Raw genomic sequence first — 19,153 nt, forward strand, 5'->3', positions numbered from 1 at the left:
CACGGCAACAGGATCACCCCAATGGGAAGGGATAACTACAGTCCATGCTGAGGAAAAATTTTGATGAGATTATCGACACCCAGGGCCTGCACAAGAAACTGTTGAAGGATTCCCCACCCCGGATACATGAACAACAGAAACAGCATGGCATACCAGACCATGGCTAACCGCAACCAGGCAAATAACACCGATGGCCAAATGAAGACTTGTCGAAGATTGTCGGTGCGAAATCCCCAACTCTTCCACCTCGTTGGATCTTGCCGAACCTTCCAGACAACATAGCTTATCCAACTGATGCTGGCCAAGGCTATGGAACAGTCCCTTTGCACCAAGACTTTTGAATACAAGATGCAGCAGCCCTGTCAAGACAACCGCAGAGAATTCCCACCAATTGCCAACCCGATCATCGGGAGAAATTTTCAGAAAATCTCTCCCCCATGAATTACAGGGTATAGGCCGAGGAGCCTTTGAGAAAAGCCACGGAGGGATCCTGGGGGGAAACCGTGATCACTGGTGAACCATCTAGGTAATGATCCGTAATGAAGCCCAATGCATCAGACTCATAAGGAAAAAGACGGACCACAGCAACAACCGTCTTTCCCAATGTAGGAAAAACCAATTGAACATCTTGCGGCCGTTGAGTTTTCAGTGTTTTTGTCAGGGCTTTTTTCAAACTTCTGGCTGAATCTTTCGGTAAGACCTCATTAGTGGCCCGCCCAATCAAATGCTCTCCACCTAAAAGGTGTTGACAGGGAACAGGGAAAAAACAATCTCGATAGATCCCATTTTCATCCCAACGAAAGATTTTATGCGGAACAAACGAGACATGATCACCGGAAAAAATCCTGCTCAAAAATTCTTCCCACATCGCCTTCGACCACCGTTTACTGGACATAGAACCCTCCATGGTTTCTATCCATTTCCTCTATCATATAGGTCAATGATCATTACACCAAAACTTCAGGGCTCTTTAAGAGAGTAAATAAGAGTTCTCTTCTCATGCACAACTAGGGAAAGTCCTAGTTATTCCAAAAAAATTCCCTAGTATCCTATCTACTGTATTAAAAAAGGAACGATTTAGAACAACGCTTCTCTTCTCTATGCCTAAAATAGACATAAATTGTCTGGTTCACCGGGAAGGCCTTGGTCCAGTTCACTCAGAGTTTGGTATTTGACCACCCCACCCTGCGGCGTTATCTGAGTCAGAAAATACTGTAGGAAACCCAGGGAAATAAATCAACGGCCTCTACAATGCAATAAGCAGCAAAGCGAGCACACGGTCCATTGACAAGTCTATCCGCTAGAGACAGTAGGTCCGCAAGGGTGGAAATCCATTAAACCCCACAGACGCATAGCTGCTGGTATAGGCGCCGGCGCTTAAGACTTCGATTCGATCACCGATCGCCAAATCCATGGGCAACTCATAAGATGTTTTTTCATATAACACGTCTGCGCTGTCACAGGTGGGGCCAGCCAATATCACCGGTCCCGTTGGACCCTGACGGAAGGTGCGTAGGCGATACTTTATACATTCATCCATCGTTTCAGCCAAACCGCCAAACTTTCCGATATCGAGGTACACCCATCGCCGGACATCTTCGCGAGATTTTTGAGAAACCAGGATCACTTCGCTCTGGATAATTCCCGCATCCGCCACCAGAAACCGCCCGGGTTCAATCATCAGTTGAGGGGATGGGATACCAAAGGATTGCTGTAGAGCCTGTTGAATGGTTTGAGCGTAATGGGAAAATGGCTGAAGAGTCGTTTGGTAGGTAGCCGGCAATCCTCCGCCAATATTAACCCATTCCAGCTCCAGACCCTGTCGTCTCAATTGGCGATACAATTCCGCTGCCTGCTGCATGGGCTCGACCCATTGCTGCGGATCGGTTTGTTGAGACCCCACATGGAACGTCACACCCAGCGGTTTCAACCCGAGATCACTACTTTTGATGAGTAATTCATATGCCATGGTCAGGTCACAACCGAATTTTCTAGAAAGAGGCCAATCCGCGTTTTTCCCTTGGCTCAGGACTCGACATTGCACTCCAGCACCAGGCGCCTGTCTCCCCAATTTTTCCAGTTCGGCCACACTATCAAAAGCAAAGAGTCTAACCCCACAGGCAAAAGCATAGCCAATGTCCGCCTCTTTTTTAACCGTGTTGCCATACGACAGCCAAGTGGCCGGCACCCCGAGAGACAAACACAAATCCAGTTCATAACGGCTTGCAATATCAAAGCGGGAGCCCAGCGTCGCTAATAGTTGAATGATTTCCGGGGCGGGATTGGCTTTCACGGCATAATGGATCGCTGCCTGGGGAAACTCTCCTTGAAGCTCAAGATACTTGTGTCGTACCTGCTCAAGATCAAGAGCTAAAAACGGTGTCTCAGGACGCCCGGCCAGAAATTGCTCAAGCTTTGGGGTCAGGCTGCGGCAATCAATCTGTGACCAAACATGTCGAAGCGATGGAGCACTTGCGAGAACAGAAACCCCCTCATTGTCAAACCCGGAATTAACAACACTGGTCTGCACATTCCACTCCTATGACGATGGTGATTAAAAGGGATCAAACGCGCCAAGCCTAAAGTCCAAAAGCCTTCAAATACATCGGCTAAGTATCCAGGAAATCTTAAGAGGAGTCCGGAACCATTCACGTGCCTGAAACCAGACTCCTTGATCCCTGGCGCAAAGCTTTTCCAGTCCGATGGCAAACGGGAAATTCGTTTGAGAAATTTTGGGACCATGCGGTAAGAAATCCCAGGTCCCGTTACACCATAATGCCTGAAGTTTTGATTGGCGGGACCCGGAGGATGCCTCGAAAGGGGCGCAACTAATGTGGGAAAGAGGCGAGCAATAGCTCGTTGGAGGAATCGATGAGTGAAACCCGATTCCCGGGTTTCAGCTCGCCCATGAAAGAGAACACATGTTCGCGGGATGGAAGTTCCTTATTCTATAGGCAGGGGTCACGACACAAAATTTCAGCCAAAAGCTTATTCTATAAAAACCCTAATAACACCACGTTTCAATCTGAAATATTGCCCTTCAATATGATCGAAGAAAGCATACCACGAGCTTCCCCATCTGGGAATATCCCTTCCGTCCTTCCAAACAAAATATTTTTGGAGAGGAGCGTCTAGCCTATCTGAGGTTCTAAACTGATTTCACAAGAGAGGCGGCCTTCAAGCGACCGCATAGTGCTGCACCTCTCTTTGGTAGGACAGGACGAGTACTGGCAAGGCCCTAAAATTCCTGGGCTCTGGACCAGGAATTAAGGGCGTCTTGCATGAGGAACTTCCTTGGAAATTACTGAGGGGGGAGCCCAGGATCCTCCGGTTCTCCGGAGTCGCTCATGACCGTTCCGACCAATGGCTGGTCATGACAGGATTCTACAACATCCATTTGGCAATACATGGCCTGAGGATCATCTTCATTCCATATCCCACCGTTGTTAAAGCAATCCAATTTTTCAATACAGGTGTTTACTTGCTCTTCCTGGCCGGAAACCGCACAGGTCGAATTGCAGGATGCAAAGACGGGTTCAATGGAGGTACCCGTGCAATCGCTGCCCCCTCCACTAAGCAGGCAATTCAGCGCTGCGGCGGTTAACTGACGTCCGAGCTGCAGTTTCGAGTCCCCGCCTGGGGATACGCATAACGCTTCGACGACCGGAGGAATTTGGTCGGTACCATTAGGGTCTACGGAAACAATTTGTCCACAGATATCAATTCCCTCATACCCGATAGGGAAATTATTCAACAGGGTGATATCATTCTTCTTCGCATCTCGACAGGCTTTCGGACTTCCCGCCTGGCCTGGCGGTTCAAAATTACATATTACCGTGCCATCCATTTCATAGGTACACTTGTCCGTCGCCGTTTGATCATAGGAATTGACGGTTGACAACCAGGCCCGGATGACTTCTTCAGATATGTTAGTACTACCCGATTTCTCCTCGCCTGCATGAGTGCCCCAGAATCCTGCCGTCCGGCAAATCTCTTGAGCATTAACCTGGCTGGCAACACTTCCCATGCTAAAAACAAGACAAGCCGAAAATAATATCGTCCTTTTCATTGTTAAACCCTCCTGAGAAAAAAGTGAGTGTTTCCTTGGTGAGAATTGTTACATTTCTCCAACCTGATGAGATTTCCATGAAACCCTTCAGTCAAAGTCCCTCAATAGTGGCATGGAGTTGAAAAACCATTCATGCGTTCTTGGGAGTATTGAAACCTGTGAAGACCGCTGACTATAAGATTTTGGGGGAATACCCGGAGAACAATGCCCTCTGCCTTATCGGCCTGTGGGAGGACAACTTAACCCAGGCAGGAGCACTGGAGGGAAATTAAAAAAAAGAGATCTAGCAACATCCTATCGGTTGCATGGTAATGAGCTCTCTTGCCTGCAACTTTTATCAAAAAAAGACATTGGACGCATAATGGTGAAACATGTCGGTAAGTCCACATACCAGGCCACCATCCGCGATCAAACAGCGGGGAAGCCTGGTCGAACACATTCTTAAGCCACACTTCCACATTCCCGTCTAAAGGATTGCCCGCTTCGATGAGTGAGATCCAATCTTTGGGTTTCATCGGCATTCCTCAAAACAGATCGATTGTAAATGGGGGAAAGGAGCCTCATCCTTTCAACCCGTCTGCCGCTGACCTATTGCATGTTGAACACATTGAGGGCGTTCCTTCCAAGGGCGACCAAATTATACGCACTATTTTAAGGGCATCTCAAAAAAATGGCGAAACACCCACGCCCAGACCGCTGCAGCGAGGAAGACTTTCCGTCTAGACAAGGCCATCGGGGATTACCATTTAATGGTGTACACCGTACCACGCTGTTTGAGTCGGCAAACAACAGGACTTTTCTCACTATATTCTGACACACCTACGGACAAGGAACTAAAATTCCACAAACATTTGGTGCAACTAGGAAGTCGTAAAACTGAAAACTTCACTCTTTTTTGTACCACCGCAAAGGCTGACGGCCCGGACCTGCCAGTAATAGACTTGGTTAGAAAGCAACGTCACCTCTGGCTTCCAATGAGTCGCGGTGATACCGGAAACCTCGGCAACAATGCTTGTCCCAAATGGAGGAGGTTGGGTCGCGAGTTTGACATTGTATGTGTTCGCACCAGCCTTAGGTTCCCAGACAAACAAGGTTTGGAGTGCCACATTACTTCCACTGTCAAGGGGTTCAAGAGCGGTCGTCGGCACTGGCGAACCACAGCCGGCATTTAGTTCCTCCGCTCCACGGTCGCATTGTCTGGTGCCGGTTCCACCATCCACCGGTCGACGATTCCCATTTTGATCAAAATTCGCACACCGAAGACCCGAATCCACAAGCGGACTCCCGGTTAACGGGATATGAACGTGAGTGTATGTCCCGGCTTCAATCCCGCCGTCACTATCGGTCAGTGGACCGAGTTGGGGATCCAAAAGTGCGGTATCAGTCCCACTCAGATCATTCGGAAGAAGGTTGAGGACCCCGCATCCGTCGACTGTTCCTACGAGATTATGATCACTAGAATCGAATGATTGATTACAATCATCGGTTGACCCGGTTGCATTTGCCATTGAGGCATTGTTTCGTGCAAGAATAGAGTTTCGTAAACTCATACTATTGGCATTCAGCCCCCCGCCAGTTCCGTATGCAAGATTATCGACGATCGTTGAACTCTTAAAATCGATAATCCCCGATCCGTAGGCGCCTCCCCCGTTACCCTTAGCAAGGTTCAAGGAGACCGTGGAGGTGTTGACGGTCACATTGCCTCCATAGACCCACAGTCCGCCCCCATCTCCAACGGCTGTGTTATAGGCCAGACTGCCTTGCACGAGGTTGACCGTTCCCTGCTGCAACAGGTTGTAAACTCCGATTCCTCCACCATAACCGGATCGATTTCCATAGAATTCGGTGCCAAACACATTCACTTCTCCGCCTGATTCCACATAGAGTCCTCCTCCAGATGGGAGCCCCCCGGCAGTGAACGTCTCCCCATTGGTGAAGTTTTCAAAAAGTACGGAAGTCGCGATGTAAACCGTGACTGAGCCGCAATTGACGGCAATGGCCCCACCAAATAGATCTGCCCGATTATAAAAAAATGTACTATTGGTCACATGAAGTTCACCGAACGTGCGAATCGCGCCTCCCCGTCCGGTGTATGGAAGAAATCCCGTACTGTCATGAGCGCTATTATCCGAAAAGGTGGTCCCATCAATATAGACCTTTGCTCCAGTCCCGATATAGATTCCCCCACCATACAAGGCTTCGTTGGCTCCAAACGCACTGTCATAAATCCGCACCGTCGGCCCACCACTGATCGGGTTCCCATCGACAAATAGACCTCCACCACGCCCTTCAATCGGGTTAATTTGAGAATAATGCAGATGACTGGCAAGCACGGTAACCCGCTCAAGAACCAAATCACCACTGGTGTAAATGCCCCCACCGTTCAGATCATTCGAACAATTCTCCAGAACGCTATCCCGGACGACCAAGTCCGCATAGTTTTGAATACAGGCTCCTGTGACTTGGCTATGAAGGGTCACCCCACTAAGACTGGCACCTCCCGCGCTGGCATTGAATACAAACGCACTGAGCGGACCGTCAACAATAGTGCTCGCACTACCAGCCCCGACGAAGCGGAGATTGGGAATATTTACTTGAACAACTTCCACATAGGTACCTGGCGCGATATCGATGACATCTCCGCTTGCGGCAACATCCACTGCCGCTTGAATCGTCGAATAGGTGCAGGCAGACGGGCACACATCCAAGGTTACTGCCCCAGCCATGGTACCTCCCAAAGCAATACATACACTGCTCAGAAATAGAAGACAGAGGAGTCGTTGGAACTTCAAAAACACTGGAAAAAGATGAATTTGTCGTCGAATTGGATGGGGCATGTGAAAATTCATTTCTGATTCCTTTTGTTGTGGATCAGAAAATGCCGGTGAGGAAAGGTATGAATACTGATGTGGCTTTCGGCAATCAGCACAAATCCACTTCATCCACCAGGATCTTTGTGATCATTCGCGTCCGCCCACCGAACCACCGGCGCGATCAATGGGTGCATGCCGAGTAATGGGGGCAAATCGAGAAGACAGTGTTCCACCAGATAACGGTCATTAAAAAACACAAACTCGCCACCAGATCCTTCAATTGTCAAATGTTCCCCAAACGTACAGGTGTCCATGACATTTCACTCCTTTTTAAAAATTCTGGCTCCTTAAATTACCGTTATTTGCACGATCAAAATGGCGATCAGTATGAGTGTGACCGATGTCAATTTGACAGGGCTTGACGTCATCTGGAGTCGCAATGTGTCGCAAATAGCGGGGCTCAAGGATTTCCGATATCGAGAAAGCAGCAGCCCAGCACTGAACACCATCACAAATAGCGGGAGACTACATTCAACCACTGCGACGATCGAAACCGAAGGCCCAATAGCCGTGGCCCGTTGCGATGCCAAAACAGCTGCCAATTGAAGGAGTTCAGCCACAAGAAAGATCCCCCCGAAACGCCAGCACAACCCGAAAATGCGTTGACGCCGCCTGCGTTGTACTCCGCCGACAATCAACGCAGTAAGAAATGTACCGAGAGAAAAGAGCACGACCCCATTCCAATAGCCCATTTGTTCGAAGACCCAGGCCTGCAGCACCATCGTCAGCGATATACACAGCACCGCAACGGTCAACAGAACGACGGCATGCCGATGCACCCCTGAGAGGTGATACCGGATCAGCACAAAAATTCCACCCAACGCCAGTACGATTGCAAAATAATAGATCGGGTCCAGGCGCTCACCTAACAGGACAAAAGCCATCACAGGGACAAATAAAACACTGAGCGTATTGAAGGTTTCTGAGCAGGAGGCATCGTTCATAGTGAAAAGGGCTCTGAATACAAAATAGAGATGGAGGAAGTAGCAGACCCCGGCCAACAGTGCCGGCCAGCTTGTCCGCAATGTCACAGGCTCCCAACCCCCAACCTCGGTAGCGAGCACGAAGAAGGGAAGGACGCAGAAGAGGCCAGAGATAATGGGACCATCTGAAGGAAAACGGAATATACGCTCTCCCACAAAACACACATCAATAATGCAGGACACTGCCCAGAGAGCTGGCGTCAACAACGCCATAGACATCCAGTTGTTCCACACATCAAGTTCCATCACTCCCTACTTTCCGTTACTATCATCAGTGGCTGTTCTCTATGTGATCTGTCGAAACCGTTACCAAATAGGTTCATGAAGAATGAAGAATGAGGGATAGAACCATTCGTACTCTGACACCATTCTTGAACATTGTTATCAAGCAAGCATCACGCCAGAAGATCAACCTTCAAACACACCCTACAAAAAGTCACAACAAATCAACCTCATTGTTTCTCTTGAACTGCGCCACCTCACTCACTTGCCAAGATGCCTGGCCAAGAATTCGTATCCATTTGGATATGCTTATTATCGAAAAACCTTTCCATAAGCATTGGCCTACCCACGATTTTTTCCTTTTCATTCAAAAGCACCTCTGACCCTTTAACCCTTTAACCCCAGTAGGCCGGGTCTCATCAATAAGGGATGCTATCGTTCGTTTCACACATGATCGTTGTCGATCTGGGAAGAGCATTTAGGAACCGTGATATTTTCCTGGGAATACAAGCAGAGGAAGGAAAACAAATGTAAATAGGGTGGGTTAAGGAATCCGTTTTGGGAGGTTTAAAGAACCGGAAGGAAGAAAGTTATCTCAAATGAAGATATAGTCTACAGGAAGTCTTTAAGCAGCACGTTGTAGTGGTGCTGCTAATTCACCACGAGAATACACCAGAATTTTTCGAAAAATGGCCGGCACCTGGTTGACCACCGTATAACGTTTGAAGAGTTTTTGTCTCCCACGACGGGAGTTTCGATGGCGAGGGCACCGCCGCTCCTACTGATTGATTGGGACAGGGAAAAGTAAAAGGCAAGAATGAGAAAAGGGTTAGGGGGTACCCTGGGCAAGACGAAAACCAACGGTGAGGCCCCGGAGGCCTTCGGTGTAACCGTACCGGCCCGATGATCGCAGGGTCCCCGGCTTATCGTCCCAGGAACCACCCCGGAGCACGCGCTCGCGGTTGGATTGATTATTCCAACTCGCACACCATTCCCACACGTTCCCGGCCATGTCAAAACAACCAAAAGGACTGATGCCCTTCGTATATGTCGTGACCGGCGTGGTCGCATCACCGGATTCGGCACTATTACATTTCGTCGCATCGAAGTCATTGCCCCAGGTATATTCCCAACCATCAGTCCCCCTTGCGGCTTTCTCCCATTCTTGTTCCGTGGGCAGGCGTTTTCCCGCCCAGGAGCCATATGCCTCCGCCTCGTAATAACTAACTTCCACAACGGGATGGTCGGCTCGATACCAGTTTAGATCCGTCCAAAATCCAGGGCAATTCACTTGATTTTCCTGCTTCCAGGCCCACCCCTCTTCCGTCCAAAATTTTTTGGAGCCATAGCCATTGGCCAGCAAAAACTTCTTGAATTGGTCATTCGTCACCGGATAGATATCCATAAAATAATCATAGGGAATATCTGCTCGAACTCGTTCTTCAGCATATAAAAAAGGCCCCTTGGGGATAAGGACCATGCCTTCGGGAATTGTCGCTTCCAGTTCTCGAGGCGGTGACGGAGGTTCAGATTCAGGCTCAATCACATATTCGCTGATCTGTTCAAACAATCGAGTGGCATCGGCACGAAACCGCTCATCACTCATTTTCATCGCGTGCCGCCGAGCCAGTTTGGCGATAACGTCGGGTAACTCCACGGCTTTTGGCATTCCCGCTCCACCGACCAGCAGCGGAATGACGAGGATATTCCGCTCAAGCGCGACCTGAATTTCGACCCGAACGAAATCCTTAGGATTATCTAACCGTCGCTTCCCCTCTTCGTCTTGTATGTTCACCCAGGTCTTCCCGATGACCGCGATCAGGACATGACACGATTGGACGGCCTTTTCGATTTGCTCCACAAAATCCAGTCCGACCTTCATCGTGTCGATGTCCATAAAGATCTGCTCTTCTCCAAAGCGATCGGCTAACTGGTCAAACAACCGCCCAGCATAGGCGATACTATCCTCTCTTCGATAACAGATAAAGATACCCGACATGGTTTTATGTTTCTTTACACCTGAAATCGTGGCTTGAGCTTCAGCCAGTTTTTTGAACAGGCCTTTCAATCCCGCTTGCCCATGTAATTGTTCGACAATGGTTGGTATTTTACGTGTTCATCGAATTTCGTCAACCCGATAGCTGACAGAACGGCATTTCACTAGCTTCACAGCTGGCAGTGCCACAAATTATGGTCCGACGCCCGCCGTCTGGCCCAAGGAAGGACGCTCTTTTCAGGTGGCGGACCTTGTTTGAGTCCTTCGCGAAAACTCAGGACAGGCTCCACGAGTTGGTCCGCCCTCTGGATGCTTGCGTTTGTCCCCTCTAATAGGGCCAGACGGGGCGTCACTGGTTTTGGGGCCCTTTTGCCGAACCAAAAGGGTCTGGCCTGCCGAGACGAAATCCGGCAACACCAAAAATCCATTTGACGCGTGAGTTGGGTGCACTATTGTGACGTATTCACCTCCGAACGCCTTTGGACTGGCCATCCCTTCATAAGGATTCCCCACATGCATCGTGAAGGTATAAAACCAGAACCATAATTTCTGTATGGATTAGCTGTAGAAACATCCCGGTTGGACGGCTTCAGGATTTTCCGAAACCGCCGCCGCCCGGAGTATCGATGGTGAGTTCATCGCCTGCTTCAACGAGGAATGAACATTTTCCACTGACGTCTTTTTCAACGCCATTTTGCCTCAGGCTATTGCGACCGGGTTGTCCTGGTGCGCCCCCCTCCAATCCATAGGGCTTGGTTAACCGGCGGTCGGACAACAGCGTCACCTCGGCAGGCTGAAGAAATTCGTACGTCCGCACGATCCCCTCTCCACCTTGATGCTGCCCGTTTCCTCCCGACTTTTCCCGAAGGGCATAACGCGCAATTCGAAATGGATAGGCATATTCAACCGCTTCCACCGGCGTGTTCAAGGTATTGGTCATGTGTGAGTGGCGGCCGCTTGCCCCATCGAATTGAGGACCCGCGCCCATACCACCGCCGATGGTTTCGTAATAGGCAAAGGGGCGGTTGTGTCGTTGATCCCATCCACCGATGGTGAGATTATTCATCGTGCCTTGGCTGGCTGCCGGAATCCGGTCAGGACAGGCTAGCGCCAACGCCCCCAACAGAACATCCACGATTCGCTGGGAGGTTTCGACATTTCCAGCCGCCACCGCGGCAGGACGTCTGGCATTCACCAATGTGCCTTCCGGCGCAATAATGTGAATCGGCCGCAAACATCCGCTATTGGCAGGGATGTCTAATCCCAACACACATCGGAACACATAAGCCACTGCGGACAGGGTGACCGGATAGACGGCGTTAATACTGCCAGGCCGTTGGGCGTCAGTTCCCGAAAAATCGACCGTGACTTCTTCATCTTCGATCATAATGGCCACACGAATGACAGCAGGTTCCTCAGTGAATCCATCATTATCCAGGGCATCTTTAAAGCGGTAACAGCCATTGGGTAACGTGCTGATTAACTGACGGGTCATGCGTTCGCTGTAACGAAGCAGGGCTTCCATTTCCGCGAGCAACGGTTGCATGCCAAACCGTTCAGCCATCGCCTGCAACCGCTCAGCTCCAACCTGATTGGCCGCCAACTGAGCCTGGAGATCACCCATGCGTTCCTCTGGAGTACGGACATTTGCTAATAACAGCCGCCAGACGTCATCATTTTTTCCCCCGCTAACCATGAGTTTCACCGGGGGAATGATCAGTCCTTCTTGAAAAATTTCCTGTGACAACGGCATCGACCCTGCCGACATCCCGCCAATATCGGCATGGTGCGCGCGATTAGCGACCAACCCTAAGAGAGTAGGAGGAGAGGTGTTTGTCATAAAAATTGGCGAGACCACTGTAAGATCGGGAAGATGCGTGCCCCCGCGATAGGGATCGTTGACCATGGCCACATCACCAGGCGCCAACGTCAAGGACTCAAGGCAGGCTTGCACCGACAGCGGCATGGCGCCAAGATGAACGGGAATATGCGCTGCTTGCGCGACCAAGTTTCCGGATGCATCAAACACCGCGCAGGAAAAATCACAGCGTTCTTTAATGTTGGGCGAGAAGGCAGCCCTCTGCAGACGAGCGCCCATTTCCTCGGCCACAGATACCAACCGGTGCTTCATCATTTCTGTGCGAATGGGATCATCCATCGGTGGCTCCAACCTTTATAAGAATATTCGAATAGGTATCAATCGCGGCGTGATCCGTGGGTCCGAGATAGACCGTGGTATCATCCAGCACCAGAATGGCCGGTCCATTGATTTCATGTCCCGGGCACAAGCGGGTTCCCCAATAATGCGGGACCGCTTGCATCCCTTGAGGCAAGACCACCGGACGATCTTCCCACTTGGCTACAGTCGGATCGGCTGCCCCTAGCGGCCTGGTGGGAATGGTCGGCGGCGTCACATGGCCGACTGCCCGGACTCGTACATTTACAATTTCGATAGGCGTCTCTGTCTGACTATAGCCATAGCGTGCGTGATGGATCCGATGAAATTCCTCGTGAAATTTGGAAGTCAGCGGCACCGCTAAGTCGAAGGATTGACCGACATATCGAACATCGACGGTTCGAGAGAGAACCCATTGGTCAGGATCCACGCCTTCCCGATGTAAGTCTTCTTGCCCCTGATCAACCAACGGTAGCGTCGACTGTTCAAGAATCTCCATCGGCGTGCTTCCCGGCAACATCACCGTCTGGACGTAATCCAATTGCACATCCGCAGCCAACATGCCCAGAGCCGAGAGCGTGGCGGCCATGGGTGACACCATCACGTGCGGAATACCCAACGCCCTGGCCAAATCACACGCATGTAATCCGCCTGCACCACCAAATGCCACCAAGACGGTTTCCCTCGGATCTTCTCCCCGCTCCAACGAGATGACACGCAACGCGCGCTCCATATGCACATTGGCAATTTGGATCATGCCCAAGGCCAAGGTCTGCCGGATATCCAAACCGGAACGAGGTGTCAGAACCATCTGCTGGCTCAGTTCATCGAACGCCTGTTGCGCCGCTTCGACATTCAATCTCATCCGGCCACCTAAAAACCCGTCAGTCGGCAATCGACCCAGGACCACATGGGCATCGGTGACCGTCGGAATCGTTCCGCCCCGCCCATAACACACCGGACCCGGTTGTGCTCTGGCACTTTGAGGTCCCACACGAAGATTACCGCCCGCATCGACGGTAGCCAGGGAGCCACCTCCGGCACCGACTGTATGGATATCGATGACAGGCACACGAATGGGATTCCCCCCAACTTTGGCTTCTGTCGTGACGTGAATCGTCTCATTAACCAACGCCACATCTGTTGACGTCCCGCCCATATCATACGTCAGAATCCTGGTGAAGCCTGCCAACCCTGCCAGGTATCGCGCACCCACCACACCCCCGGCCGGACCGGACAGAATGGAGCGGACACCATGCCCTCGCGCTTGGGCGACGGAAATACGTCCCCCGTTCGATTGCACAATATGAAACTCGGTCGGTTTTATCTCCCGTTCTAAACGGCCCAAATAGGCATCGAGCACGGGAGACACATAGGCATTCACCAGCGTCGTACTGGTTCGTTCATATTCCCGAAATTCCGGCAGGATTTCAGAGGAACCCGTCACAAAGAATCCTTCGTCACGCAAGCGCGCCGTCACCCATTGCTCATGAGCAGGATTCACAAAGGAAAAGAGAAACGACACGGCCACAGACTGAATCGCCTCACGCCGGAACATTTCAAGAATTGAGACAAGATCTTGTTCCTGAAGAGGCGTCAGGATGTTCCCTTCACAATCCACCCGCTCCAAGATTTCGAAGGACCATTCACGAGGGACTAAGGGCGGAGGAATGACAGGGAACAGGTCATACAAATCAGGACGATTTTGCCGTCCAATAAGCAGCACATCGCGAAAACCTTTAGTCGTGATGAGAGCCGTCCGAGCCCCTTTCCGTTCCAGGATGGCATTAGTGGCCACGGTGGAACCATGCACAATATGACGACCAGGATGGTGAGAAAGACGGGCTAACCCTTGCAGGACCGCTTCCGCAGGATCGGCCGGGGTCGAAAGAATTTTAAATCGCTGAAGAGGAAGAGATTGATCCGAGGAGGAACAGACCACAAAGTCGGTAAAGGTCCCCCCAATATCGATACCCACCCACACATTTTGACTGGATTGACCGGAAGTCGACATGAAAGTCACTCTGCTTCAGGAAACGGAAGAAGAGCATACCGGATTTTGGGAAAGGTTTGAAGCGCAGAATTCAAATAACGGGATGAAGGGAGGGTCAAAAGGGCTGGTTCAGCTTCACATTCATGCTCAGGAGAGCACCTTCTTAACTTTTCACCAGTGCTTTTAACACCACACGACGCGGACTACCGCTGGCATTATCGTGAACTATAAGCATGGCATAGTGGGTTCCCGGCTCATGGAGAGCGAATCCGACATTGAGCATGCACGAATCGCCCGTATGCAACGTGACATCCGCGCAAGTGTTCTCCACAACAGAAAAGGCATCCGCTTCATTGCCGGTGATCTTCACATCCACAATTTTGAGAAGTCCCAATCCGATGTTGGAGACCCGCACCACATGAGTAGAGGAGGAGGGATCCGTCTCCTGGCCCGACTCCATCTCATAGACCAGGACATCGGTGCTCAGGCTTGGGAGGGGGATAGCCGCATCCCCGCTAAGCAGTACCGAAACGCCATCGGCATTGGTGCTGGCCGTGGCCAAATCGGGAAATTTGTCTTGATCAAAATCCTCCACAACCATGGCTGACGGCGCGGCTCCAACACCAAAGTGTCCCGCTGAGGTAAAAAGGCCGGCTCCATCCCCCAACAAAATCGACAGACTATTTGAATCACGATTGACCACAACCATGTCTATTTCTTGATCCCCATTAAAATCCCGAAACGTCACGCCCACCGGGGCAAAGCCCACTTTAATGGGATCCAATTCGGTAAACGTTCCTCCATCCTGCTGAAGCAGAATACGAACGCTGTCCGAAAAGAGGCTGGTCACGGCAAGGTCAACCAATCCATCATGGTTGATGTCGGCCCCCTGAACCGCGCTTAAGGTAAAACCAGACTTGAGTTCCTTCTCAAGGGCAAATGTCCCATTCCCGGCATTCTTCAGTATGGAGACAAGCCCGTTTGGAGAACGCCAACTCGGCTGACTCCATGTTACCGCAAGATCCGGTTTTCCATCGCCTGTCAGATCCTCGACCAGCACACCGGTAGGAAACATTCCGTCACGCCCGTTCTGTTCATAAGTCACGGGGGCCAACAGGCCTCCCTTGCCATCATTTAAGAGCACCGCAAGATCAAAAGGCGGGTAGTAACCAAATCGTCCGCTATTCACTGCCACCACATCACTCCACCCATCCCCGTTAAGATCCCGGACAGCTAAAAAGGTCGTCCCCTTGCCTGCCTCCTGGCTGGCCAACTTCTGAAACATTCCTGTGCCCTCACCTTTCAGCACAACCACCTGATCAGAGCCGGTTAACGCCAGGACCAAGTCGAGACGGCCGTCGCCATCCATATCGGCGGCCACCACCGCCAGCGGAATTTTCCCGACTCCAAAGGATACCGCAGATTGAAAGGTGCCATTGCCGTTGCCTAAGAGCACTGAGACGTCGTCGGAGGTGCTGTTAACCGTCGCCATATCCCACAATCCGTCTCCATTGAAATCTCCCGCTGTGATGGCTTGCGGAGCGCGTCCAACCGGATTGCCCGGTGTGGGGGAATAGATAAGATTCTGGGCATAGGCAGGCATAGGCCCTCCAGCCAAACAAACCCAGGCAATGACTAAGATTCCATACCGTTTCACGAATAGCCTAACGATCATAATACGGTTAATTCAATGTAGAATCGGTATAGGTTTTTTCTAAGACAATTTCAATCTCGTCCGTGGCCGCCATCCCTCGATTGCGAAAACGTGCCACCCAGTCAGGGTACTGTTCCAATGTGCGAAATATACTTTTCACAATATCAGGCTTCACTTTGTCTTCCCAATGGGCAAGCCACGCCCTTTCATCTTCCTCGCCCTCATATTCATCCGGGAAATTGGCTTCCAGGGAAAACCGCAGATTAAATGATCCCTCTTCTTGATACATCTTTTTCTCCTTCTCTATCATGACCGTAAACCCGCTCCCTTCGCGATCCTCCATTGTCCTTATCTCATGTGGTCGCCTATAATAGGTCTACCACTTCATTGAAAAGGAGGTCCAGAACCCATGCCGATATTTGCCTATAAGTGTCAAGGATGTTCGCATCATTTTGAAATGCTTGTCCATAGCTCGACAATTCCGGAATGTCCAAAGTGTCAGGCCAACACGTTAGAAAAACAACTGACAGGATTTGCCGTAGGCGGGACAGGTAGTGGAATGAATATTGTTGATCCGGGCAGTTGCGGATCCTGTGGAGATCCCCGGGGACCCGGCGCCTGCTCGATGAATTAAACGGGCTGGCAATCTACCCTGGAGGCGTATGACGCCTCATTTCCCTGAATCAGTTTACCTGCCATTAATGTGTTCGTTGCCGTTCAGCCCATCCTCTTCGGGATCAATCCACATCTTTTCCGGAAAACCTAAGGAATCCTCACCCACGCCATAGAATAATGCATGGGCGGAAACGATGTAAGTTATCCAGCCGATCGTGCCATCTCCCTCAACAATTCGATAGTGTATATCAGAGGCTTCCGGAAGTGATTCCTGTAATCCCGGAATCACCATCAATATTCGATGCACACTGACATGCGGAGAAACTTCCTGCTCAGTTGCCGGATACCGAATGGCCATCATGCCATTGGGAAGCAGGGTGTTTTGGGTGAAGGTCGTAACCTGAAACGCCAGAGGATTGAGTAGAGATTCACACGACAACGCGGGAGTGGGGGAGGCAAACAGAAAAATGGGGGCAATCCCAAAGACCATAAAGATAAGTGGACCAGATCTGAAGCCTCCCATAGGACACCTCCTTCTAGGGAATCTTCACGACGACTTTTGACCCTCTTCTTCTTATCGGTCTCATCTGTACAGGAGTTAAGAAAACGAATCGATTGAACAAACGGAAGAGATGGGCCAGCCCCGTCATTTCGCGGCAGTGGCACAAGAAGCTTAGGCAGACAATTCCCAGCCCTCTAAGCAAACGCCGACTCATAAATTTTATTGGCAGGATTGGCTAGTCTGGAAGATGCAGAATACCGGAAAGAAGATGTGGTAACGTGGGGTGAAGGTCCCCATTCAGCATGTCCGGTCAAGTGAAGATGGGAGCTATTCTGAACTGCCCAACATATCGTCGATGAGGGGACGGTTCAAATCTTCGCAGCCTGGACAAATAAGATCAAAAAAAGCCTCATGGTCTGCCACATAGTTTTTTTCATCCACCAAGTTTTCTTCATGAATGCTGTCGAAACAAGCCGAACACAGCATCATGCGGCCGCGCATGACCGATACCGTTTTTCTCTCGTGGCTACGTGGTAACTCCATCTGGTCCTCCCTACAATAAGATGGGGGTGGCCTCTCCTAACAATTAGGACCAGCCCCGTTGTTGCGCCAACATAAAATCTTCCTGTTCCAGATCAATGCCACACGCGGGGCATTCATAGGGCTGATCGTCAGGAGGAATGCCTACCGGCGTGTCCTGGACCTTTCCCTGACAGACATGATAGAAATTCCCTCTGGCATTTTCGTCATCTAAAATATCGGACTCATACTTTAGGATCATCTCACTCTCCTTTACATTTACTTATGGCTTCTCAAGTTATAACAAGGCGTCGATTTCCCGGGCAATCCCCATTCCCCTCCATCATTTCCAGAAAACACCCATTTCGTCTCCATCGACCGCCTCAAAGGCGACGAGGCCCCCTGACGATGGGAATCATCATAGGGATAGCGGTAGGCCTTTGGTCCACGTTGAGTTGGAGCCTTTCTGGAAAACCTGCTCCTGCCAATGGACCCATTGGATTGCAACCCGTGGTGGAGCACGAATTTTCCAAGCCTGTTTTTCTTACAGGCAGTCCGGATCAGACCAAACGCTTGTTCGTGGTAGAACAACATGGCCGCATTGTTATCCTGACTCCAGGCCAACAGGATCCGTCTCTTTTCTTGGATATCACTGAAAAACTGTCCACAGGAGGGGAACGAGGGCTCCTGGGACTGGCATTCCATCCTCAGTACTCAACGAATGGCCGGTTTTTTGTCAACTACACAAGGGCACGGGACGGTGCTACGGTGATTGCCGAACATCAAGTTTCACCAGCCCCCAATCAAGCAAACCCTCAGGAAACCATCAGACTCGTCATTCCACAACCCTACAGCAACCATAACGGTGGCATGATCGCCTTTGGCCCGGACGCATTGTTGTACATTGGGATGGGAGACGGCGGAGCAGGTGGGGATCCGGAGAATCGAGCGCAAGACCGACAGTCATTGCTAGGAAAAATCCTTCGGATTGATGTGAATGGACCCCCTCCATACCGCATCCCTGCAGACAATCCATTTGTCGGACAACAAGACCAACCTGAAATTTTTGCCCTTGGCCTTCGAAACCCCTGGCGTTTTTCCTTTGACCGCCAGACCGGAGAATTATGGGCCGGGGATGTTGGACAGAATCTTTGGGAAGAAATAGATGTAATTGCAAAAGGGAAAAACTATGGATGGCGACTTCTTGAAGGGAGTCACTGCTTCAAGCCCAGCAAAAACTGCGAATTGGCCGAGGGTGTGGTCCGTCCGGTTACAGAATATCGCCACGAACAGGGACGATGTTCGGTGACCGGGGGCTATGTCTATCGTGGGAAACACGTGCCATGGCTAGAAGGAGTCTATGTGTTCGGGGATTATTGTACCGGTGAAATCTGGGGCTACCGCGACGGGCAGACCACACAACTGCTGGATACGGATTTACAAATTGCGTCCTTTGGAGAAGATCGCGAGGGAGAAATCTATGTCGTCGGTCATCAAGGTAAGATTTTTCAGATTGTACCCAACGCCACTGCTGGATTGCCCTAGATCACC

17 protein-coding genes and 1 pseudogene are annotated in these 19,153 nt (G+C 50.7%); 2 read left to right on the forward strand and 16 right to left on the reverse strand.

The genetic code is table 11. The features are described from left to right. Positions 1-35: 35 nt before the first annotated feature. The 13 genes and pseudogenes from ACWHYD_RS17945 to ACWHYD_RS18005 form a co-directional block, all read right to left on the reverse strand. Positions 36-347 (reverse strand): hypothetical protein, encoded by a 312-nt coding sequence (locus tag ACWHYD_RS17945; RefSeq protein ID WP_447963385.1) that lies wholly within the window; start codon positions 345-347, stop codon positions 36-38. Between the two features lie 95 nt (positions 348-442). Further along, a complete protein-coding gene (locus ACWHYD_RS17950; RefSeq protein ID WP_447963386.1) occupies positions 443-895 on the reverse strand; it encodes a hypothetical protein in 453 nt (150 codons plus the stop codon). 405 nt (positions 896-1,300) lie between these two features. Further along, positions 1,301-2,530: a type III PLP-dependent enzyme gene (locus ACWHYD_RS17955; RefSeq protein ID WP_447963387.1), complete on the reverse strand. Its 1,230-nt coding sequence runs from the start codon at positions 2,528-2,530 to the stop codon at positions 1,301-1,303. Between the two features lie 771 nt (positions 2,531-3,301). After that, positions 3,302-4,069 (reverse strand): hypothetical protein, encoded by a 768-nt coding sequence (locus ACWHYD_RS17960; protein WP_447963388.1) that lies wholly within the window; start codon positions 4,067-4,069, stop codon positions 3,302-3,304. Between the two features lie 860 nt (positions 4,070-4,929). Beyond that, positions 4,930-6,795 (reverse strand): choice-of-anchor Q domain-containing protein, encoded by a 1,866-nt coding sequence (locus tag ACWHYD_RS17965; RefSeq protein ID WP_447963389.1) that lies wholly within the window; start codon positions 6,793-6,795, stop codon positions 4,930-4,932. Between the two features lie 119 nt (positions 6,796-6,914). Further along, positions 6,915-7,001 (reverse strand): annotated as a pseudogene (locus ACWHYD_RS17970) (hypothetical protein); the annotation flags it as partial. Between the two features lie 6 nt (positions 7,002-7,007). Then, positions 7,008-7,196, reverse strand: a complete 189-nt coding sequence (locus tag ACWHYD_RS17975; RefSeq protein ID WP_447963390.1) for a hypothetical protein — start codon at positions 7,194-7,196, stop codon at positions 7,008-7,010. 33 nt (positions 7,197-7,229) lie between these two features. After that, entirely contained in the window at positions 7,230-8,171 is a 942-nt protein-coding gene (locus tag ACWHYD_RS17980) for a hypothetical protein (RefSeq protein ID WP_447963391.1), read from the reverse strand. 805 nt (positions 8,172-8,976) lie between these two features. After that, the gene (locus tag ACWHYD_RS17985) at positions 8,977-10,146 is read right to left on the reverse strand and encodes an SUMF1/EgtB/PvdO family nonheme iron enzyme (RefSeq protein WP_447963392.1); all 1,170 of its coding nucleotides are present in this window, start codon (positions 10,144-10,146) and stop codon (positions 8,977-8,979) included. A gap of 586 nt (positions 10,147-10,732) precedes the next feature. Next, positions 10,733-12,301 carry a hydantoinase B/oxoprolinase family protein gene (locus tag ACWHYD_RS17990; protein WP_447963393.1) on the reverse strand — a complete coding sequence of 523 codons (1,569 nt, stop codon included), beginning with the start codon at positions 12,299-12,301 and terminating at the stop codon, positions 10,733-10,735. Further along, positions 12,294-14,333: a hydantoinase/oxoprolinase family protein gene (locus ACWHYD_RS17995; RefSeq protein ID WP_447963394.1), complete on the reverse strand. Its 2,040-nt coding sequence runs from the start codon at positions 14,331-14,333 to the stop codon at positions 12,294-12,296. The genes ACWHYD_RS17990 and ACWHYD_RS17995 overlap by 8 nt, the downstream gene beginning before the upstream one ends. 142 nt (positions 14,334-14,475) lie before the next feature. Beyond that, positions 14,476-15,915 (reverse strand): FG-GAP repeat domain-containing protein, encoded by a 1,440-nt coding sequence (locus ACWHYD_RS18000; protein ID WP_447963395.1) that lies wholly within the window; start codon positions 15,913-15,915, stop codon positions 14,476-14,478. A 79-nt stretch (positions 15,916-15,994) separates the two neighbouring features. Beyond that, positions 15,995-16,309 (reverse strand): hypothetical protein, encoded by a 315-nt coding sequence (locus tag ACWHYD_RS18005; RefSeq protein WP_447963396.1) that lies wholly within the window; start codon positions 16,307-16,309, stop codon positions 15,995-15,997. Positions 16,310-16,375: 66 nt separating this feature from the next. Between ACWHYD_RS18005 and ACWHYD_RS18010 the strand changes: the two genes are divergently transcribed. Beyond that, the gene (locus ACWHYD_RS18010; protein WP_447963397.1) at positions 16,376-16,600 is read left to right on the forward strand and encodes an FmdB family zinc ribbon protein; all 225 of its coding nucleotides are present in this window, start codon (positions 16,376-16,378) and stop codon (positions 16,598-16,600) included. Positions 16,601-16,654: 54 nt separating this feature from the next. Here ACWHYD_RS18010 and ACWHYD_RS18015 read toward each other — a convergent pair whose 3' ends face one another. From ACWHYD_RS18015 to ACWHYD_RS18025, 3 genes are all read right to left on the reverse strand, one after another. Further along, complete coding sequence (locus tag ACWHYD_RS18015) at positions 16,655-17,104, reverse strand: hypothetical protein (RefSeq protein WP_447963398.1); 450 nt, start codon at positions 17,102-17,104, stop codon at positions 16,655-16,657. A gap of 306 nt (positions 17,105-17,410) precedes the next feature. Then, positions 17,411-17,626: a hypothetical protein gene (locus tag ACWHYD_RS18020; protein ID WP_447963399.1), complete on the reverse strand. Its 216-nt coding sequence runs from the start codon at positions 17,624-17,626 to the stop codon at positions 17,411-17,413. A 43-nt stretch (positions 17,627-17,669) separates the two neighbouring features. Further along, positions 17,670-17,864 (reverse strand): hypothetical protein, encoded by a 195-nt coding sequence (locus ACWHYD_RS18025; RefSeq protein WP_447963400.1) that lies wholly within the window; start codon positions 17,862-17,864, stop codon positions 17,670-17,672. Between the two features lie 146 nt (positions 17,865-18,010). Here ACWHYD_RS18025 and ACWHYD_RS18030 point away from each other — a divergent pair, with 146 nt between their 5' ends. Continuing rightward, the gene (locus tag ACWHYD_RS18030) at positions 18,011-19,147 is read left to right on the forward strand and encodes a PQQ-dependent sugar dehydrogenase (RefSeq protein WP_447963401.1); all 1,137 of its coding nucleotides are present in this window, start codon (positions 18,011-18,013) and stop codon (positions 19,145-19,147) included. Positions 19,148-19,153: the final 6 nt, after the last annotated feature.

The organism is Nitrospira sp. Ecomares 2.1 (assembly GCF_965152585.1).

Coding starts and splice junctions, on each gene's coding strand:
- ACWHYD_RS17950 (WP_447963386.1), bottom strand. CDS start 895: ATGTCCAGTAAACGGTGGTCGAAGGCGATGTGGGAAGAATTTTTGAGC.
- ACWHYD_RS17960 (WP_447963388.1), bottom strand. CDS start 4,069: ATGAAAAGGACGATATTATTTTCGGCTTGTCTTGTTTTTAGCATGGGA.
- ACWHYD_RS17965 (WP_447963389.1), bottom strand. CDS start 6,795: ATGGCTGGGGCAGTAACCTTGGATGTGTGCCCGTCTGCCTGCACCTAT.
- ACWHYD_RS17975 (WP_447963390.1), bottom strand. CDS start 7,196: ATGGACACCTGTACGTTTGGGGAACATTTGACAATTGAAGGATCTGGT.
- ACWHYD_RS17980 (WP_447963391.1), bottom strand. CDS start 8,171: ATGGAACTTGATGTGTGGAACAACTGGATGTCTATGGCGTTGTTGACG.
- ACWHYD_RS17985 (WP_447963392.1), bottom strand. CDS start 10,146: ATGTCGGGTATCTTTATCTGTTATCGAAGAGAGGATAGTATCGCCTAT.
- ACWHYD_RS17990 (WP_447963393.1), bottom strand. CDS start 12,301: ATGGATGATCCCATTCGCACAGAAATGATGAAGCACCGGTTGGTATCT.
- ACWHYD_RS17995 (WP_447963394.1), bottom strand. CDS start 14,333: ATGTCGACTTCCGGTCAATCCAGTCAAAATGTGTGGGTGGGTATCGAT.
- ACWHYD_RS18000 (WP_447963395.1), bottom strand. CDS start 15,915: ATGCCTGCCTATGCCCAGAATCTTATCTATTCCCCCACACCGGGCAAT.
- ACWHYD_RS18005 (WP_447963396.1), bottom strand. CDS start 16,309: ATGGAGGATCGCGAAGGGAGCGGGTTTACGGTCATGATAGAGAAGGAG.
- ACWHYD_RS18010 (WP_447963397.1), top strand. CDS start 16,376: ATGCCGATATTTGCCTATAAGTGTCAAGGATGTTCGCATCATTTTGAA.
- ACWHYD_RS18015 (WP_447963398.1), bottom strand. CDS start 17,104: ATGGGAGGCTTCAGATCTGGTCCACTTATCTTTATGGTCTTTGGGATT.
- ACWHYD_RS18020 (WP_447963399.1), bottom strand. CDS start 17,626: ATGGAGTTACCACGTAGCCACGAGAGAAAAACGGTATCGGTCATGCGC.
- ACWHYD_RS18025 (WP_447963400.1), bottom strand. CDS start 17,864: ATGATCCTAAAGTATGAGTCCGATATTTTAGATGACGAAAATGCCAGA.
- ACWHYD_RS18030 (WP_447963401.1), top strand. CDS start 18,011: ATGGGAATCATCATAGGGATAGCGGTAGGCCTTTGGTCCACGTTGAGT.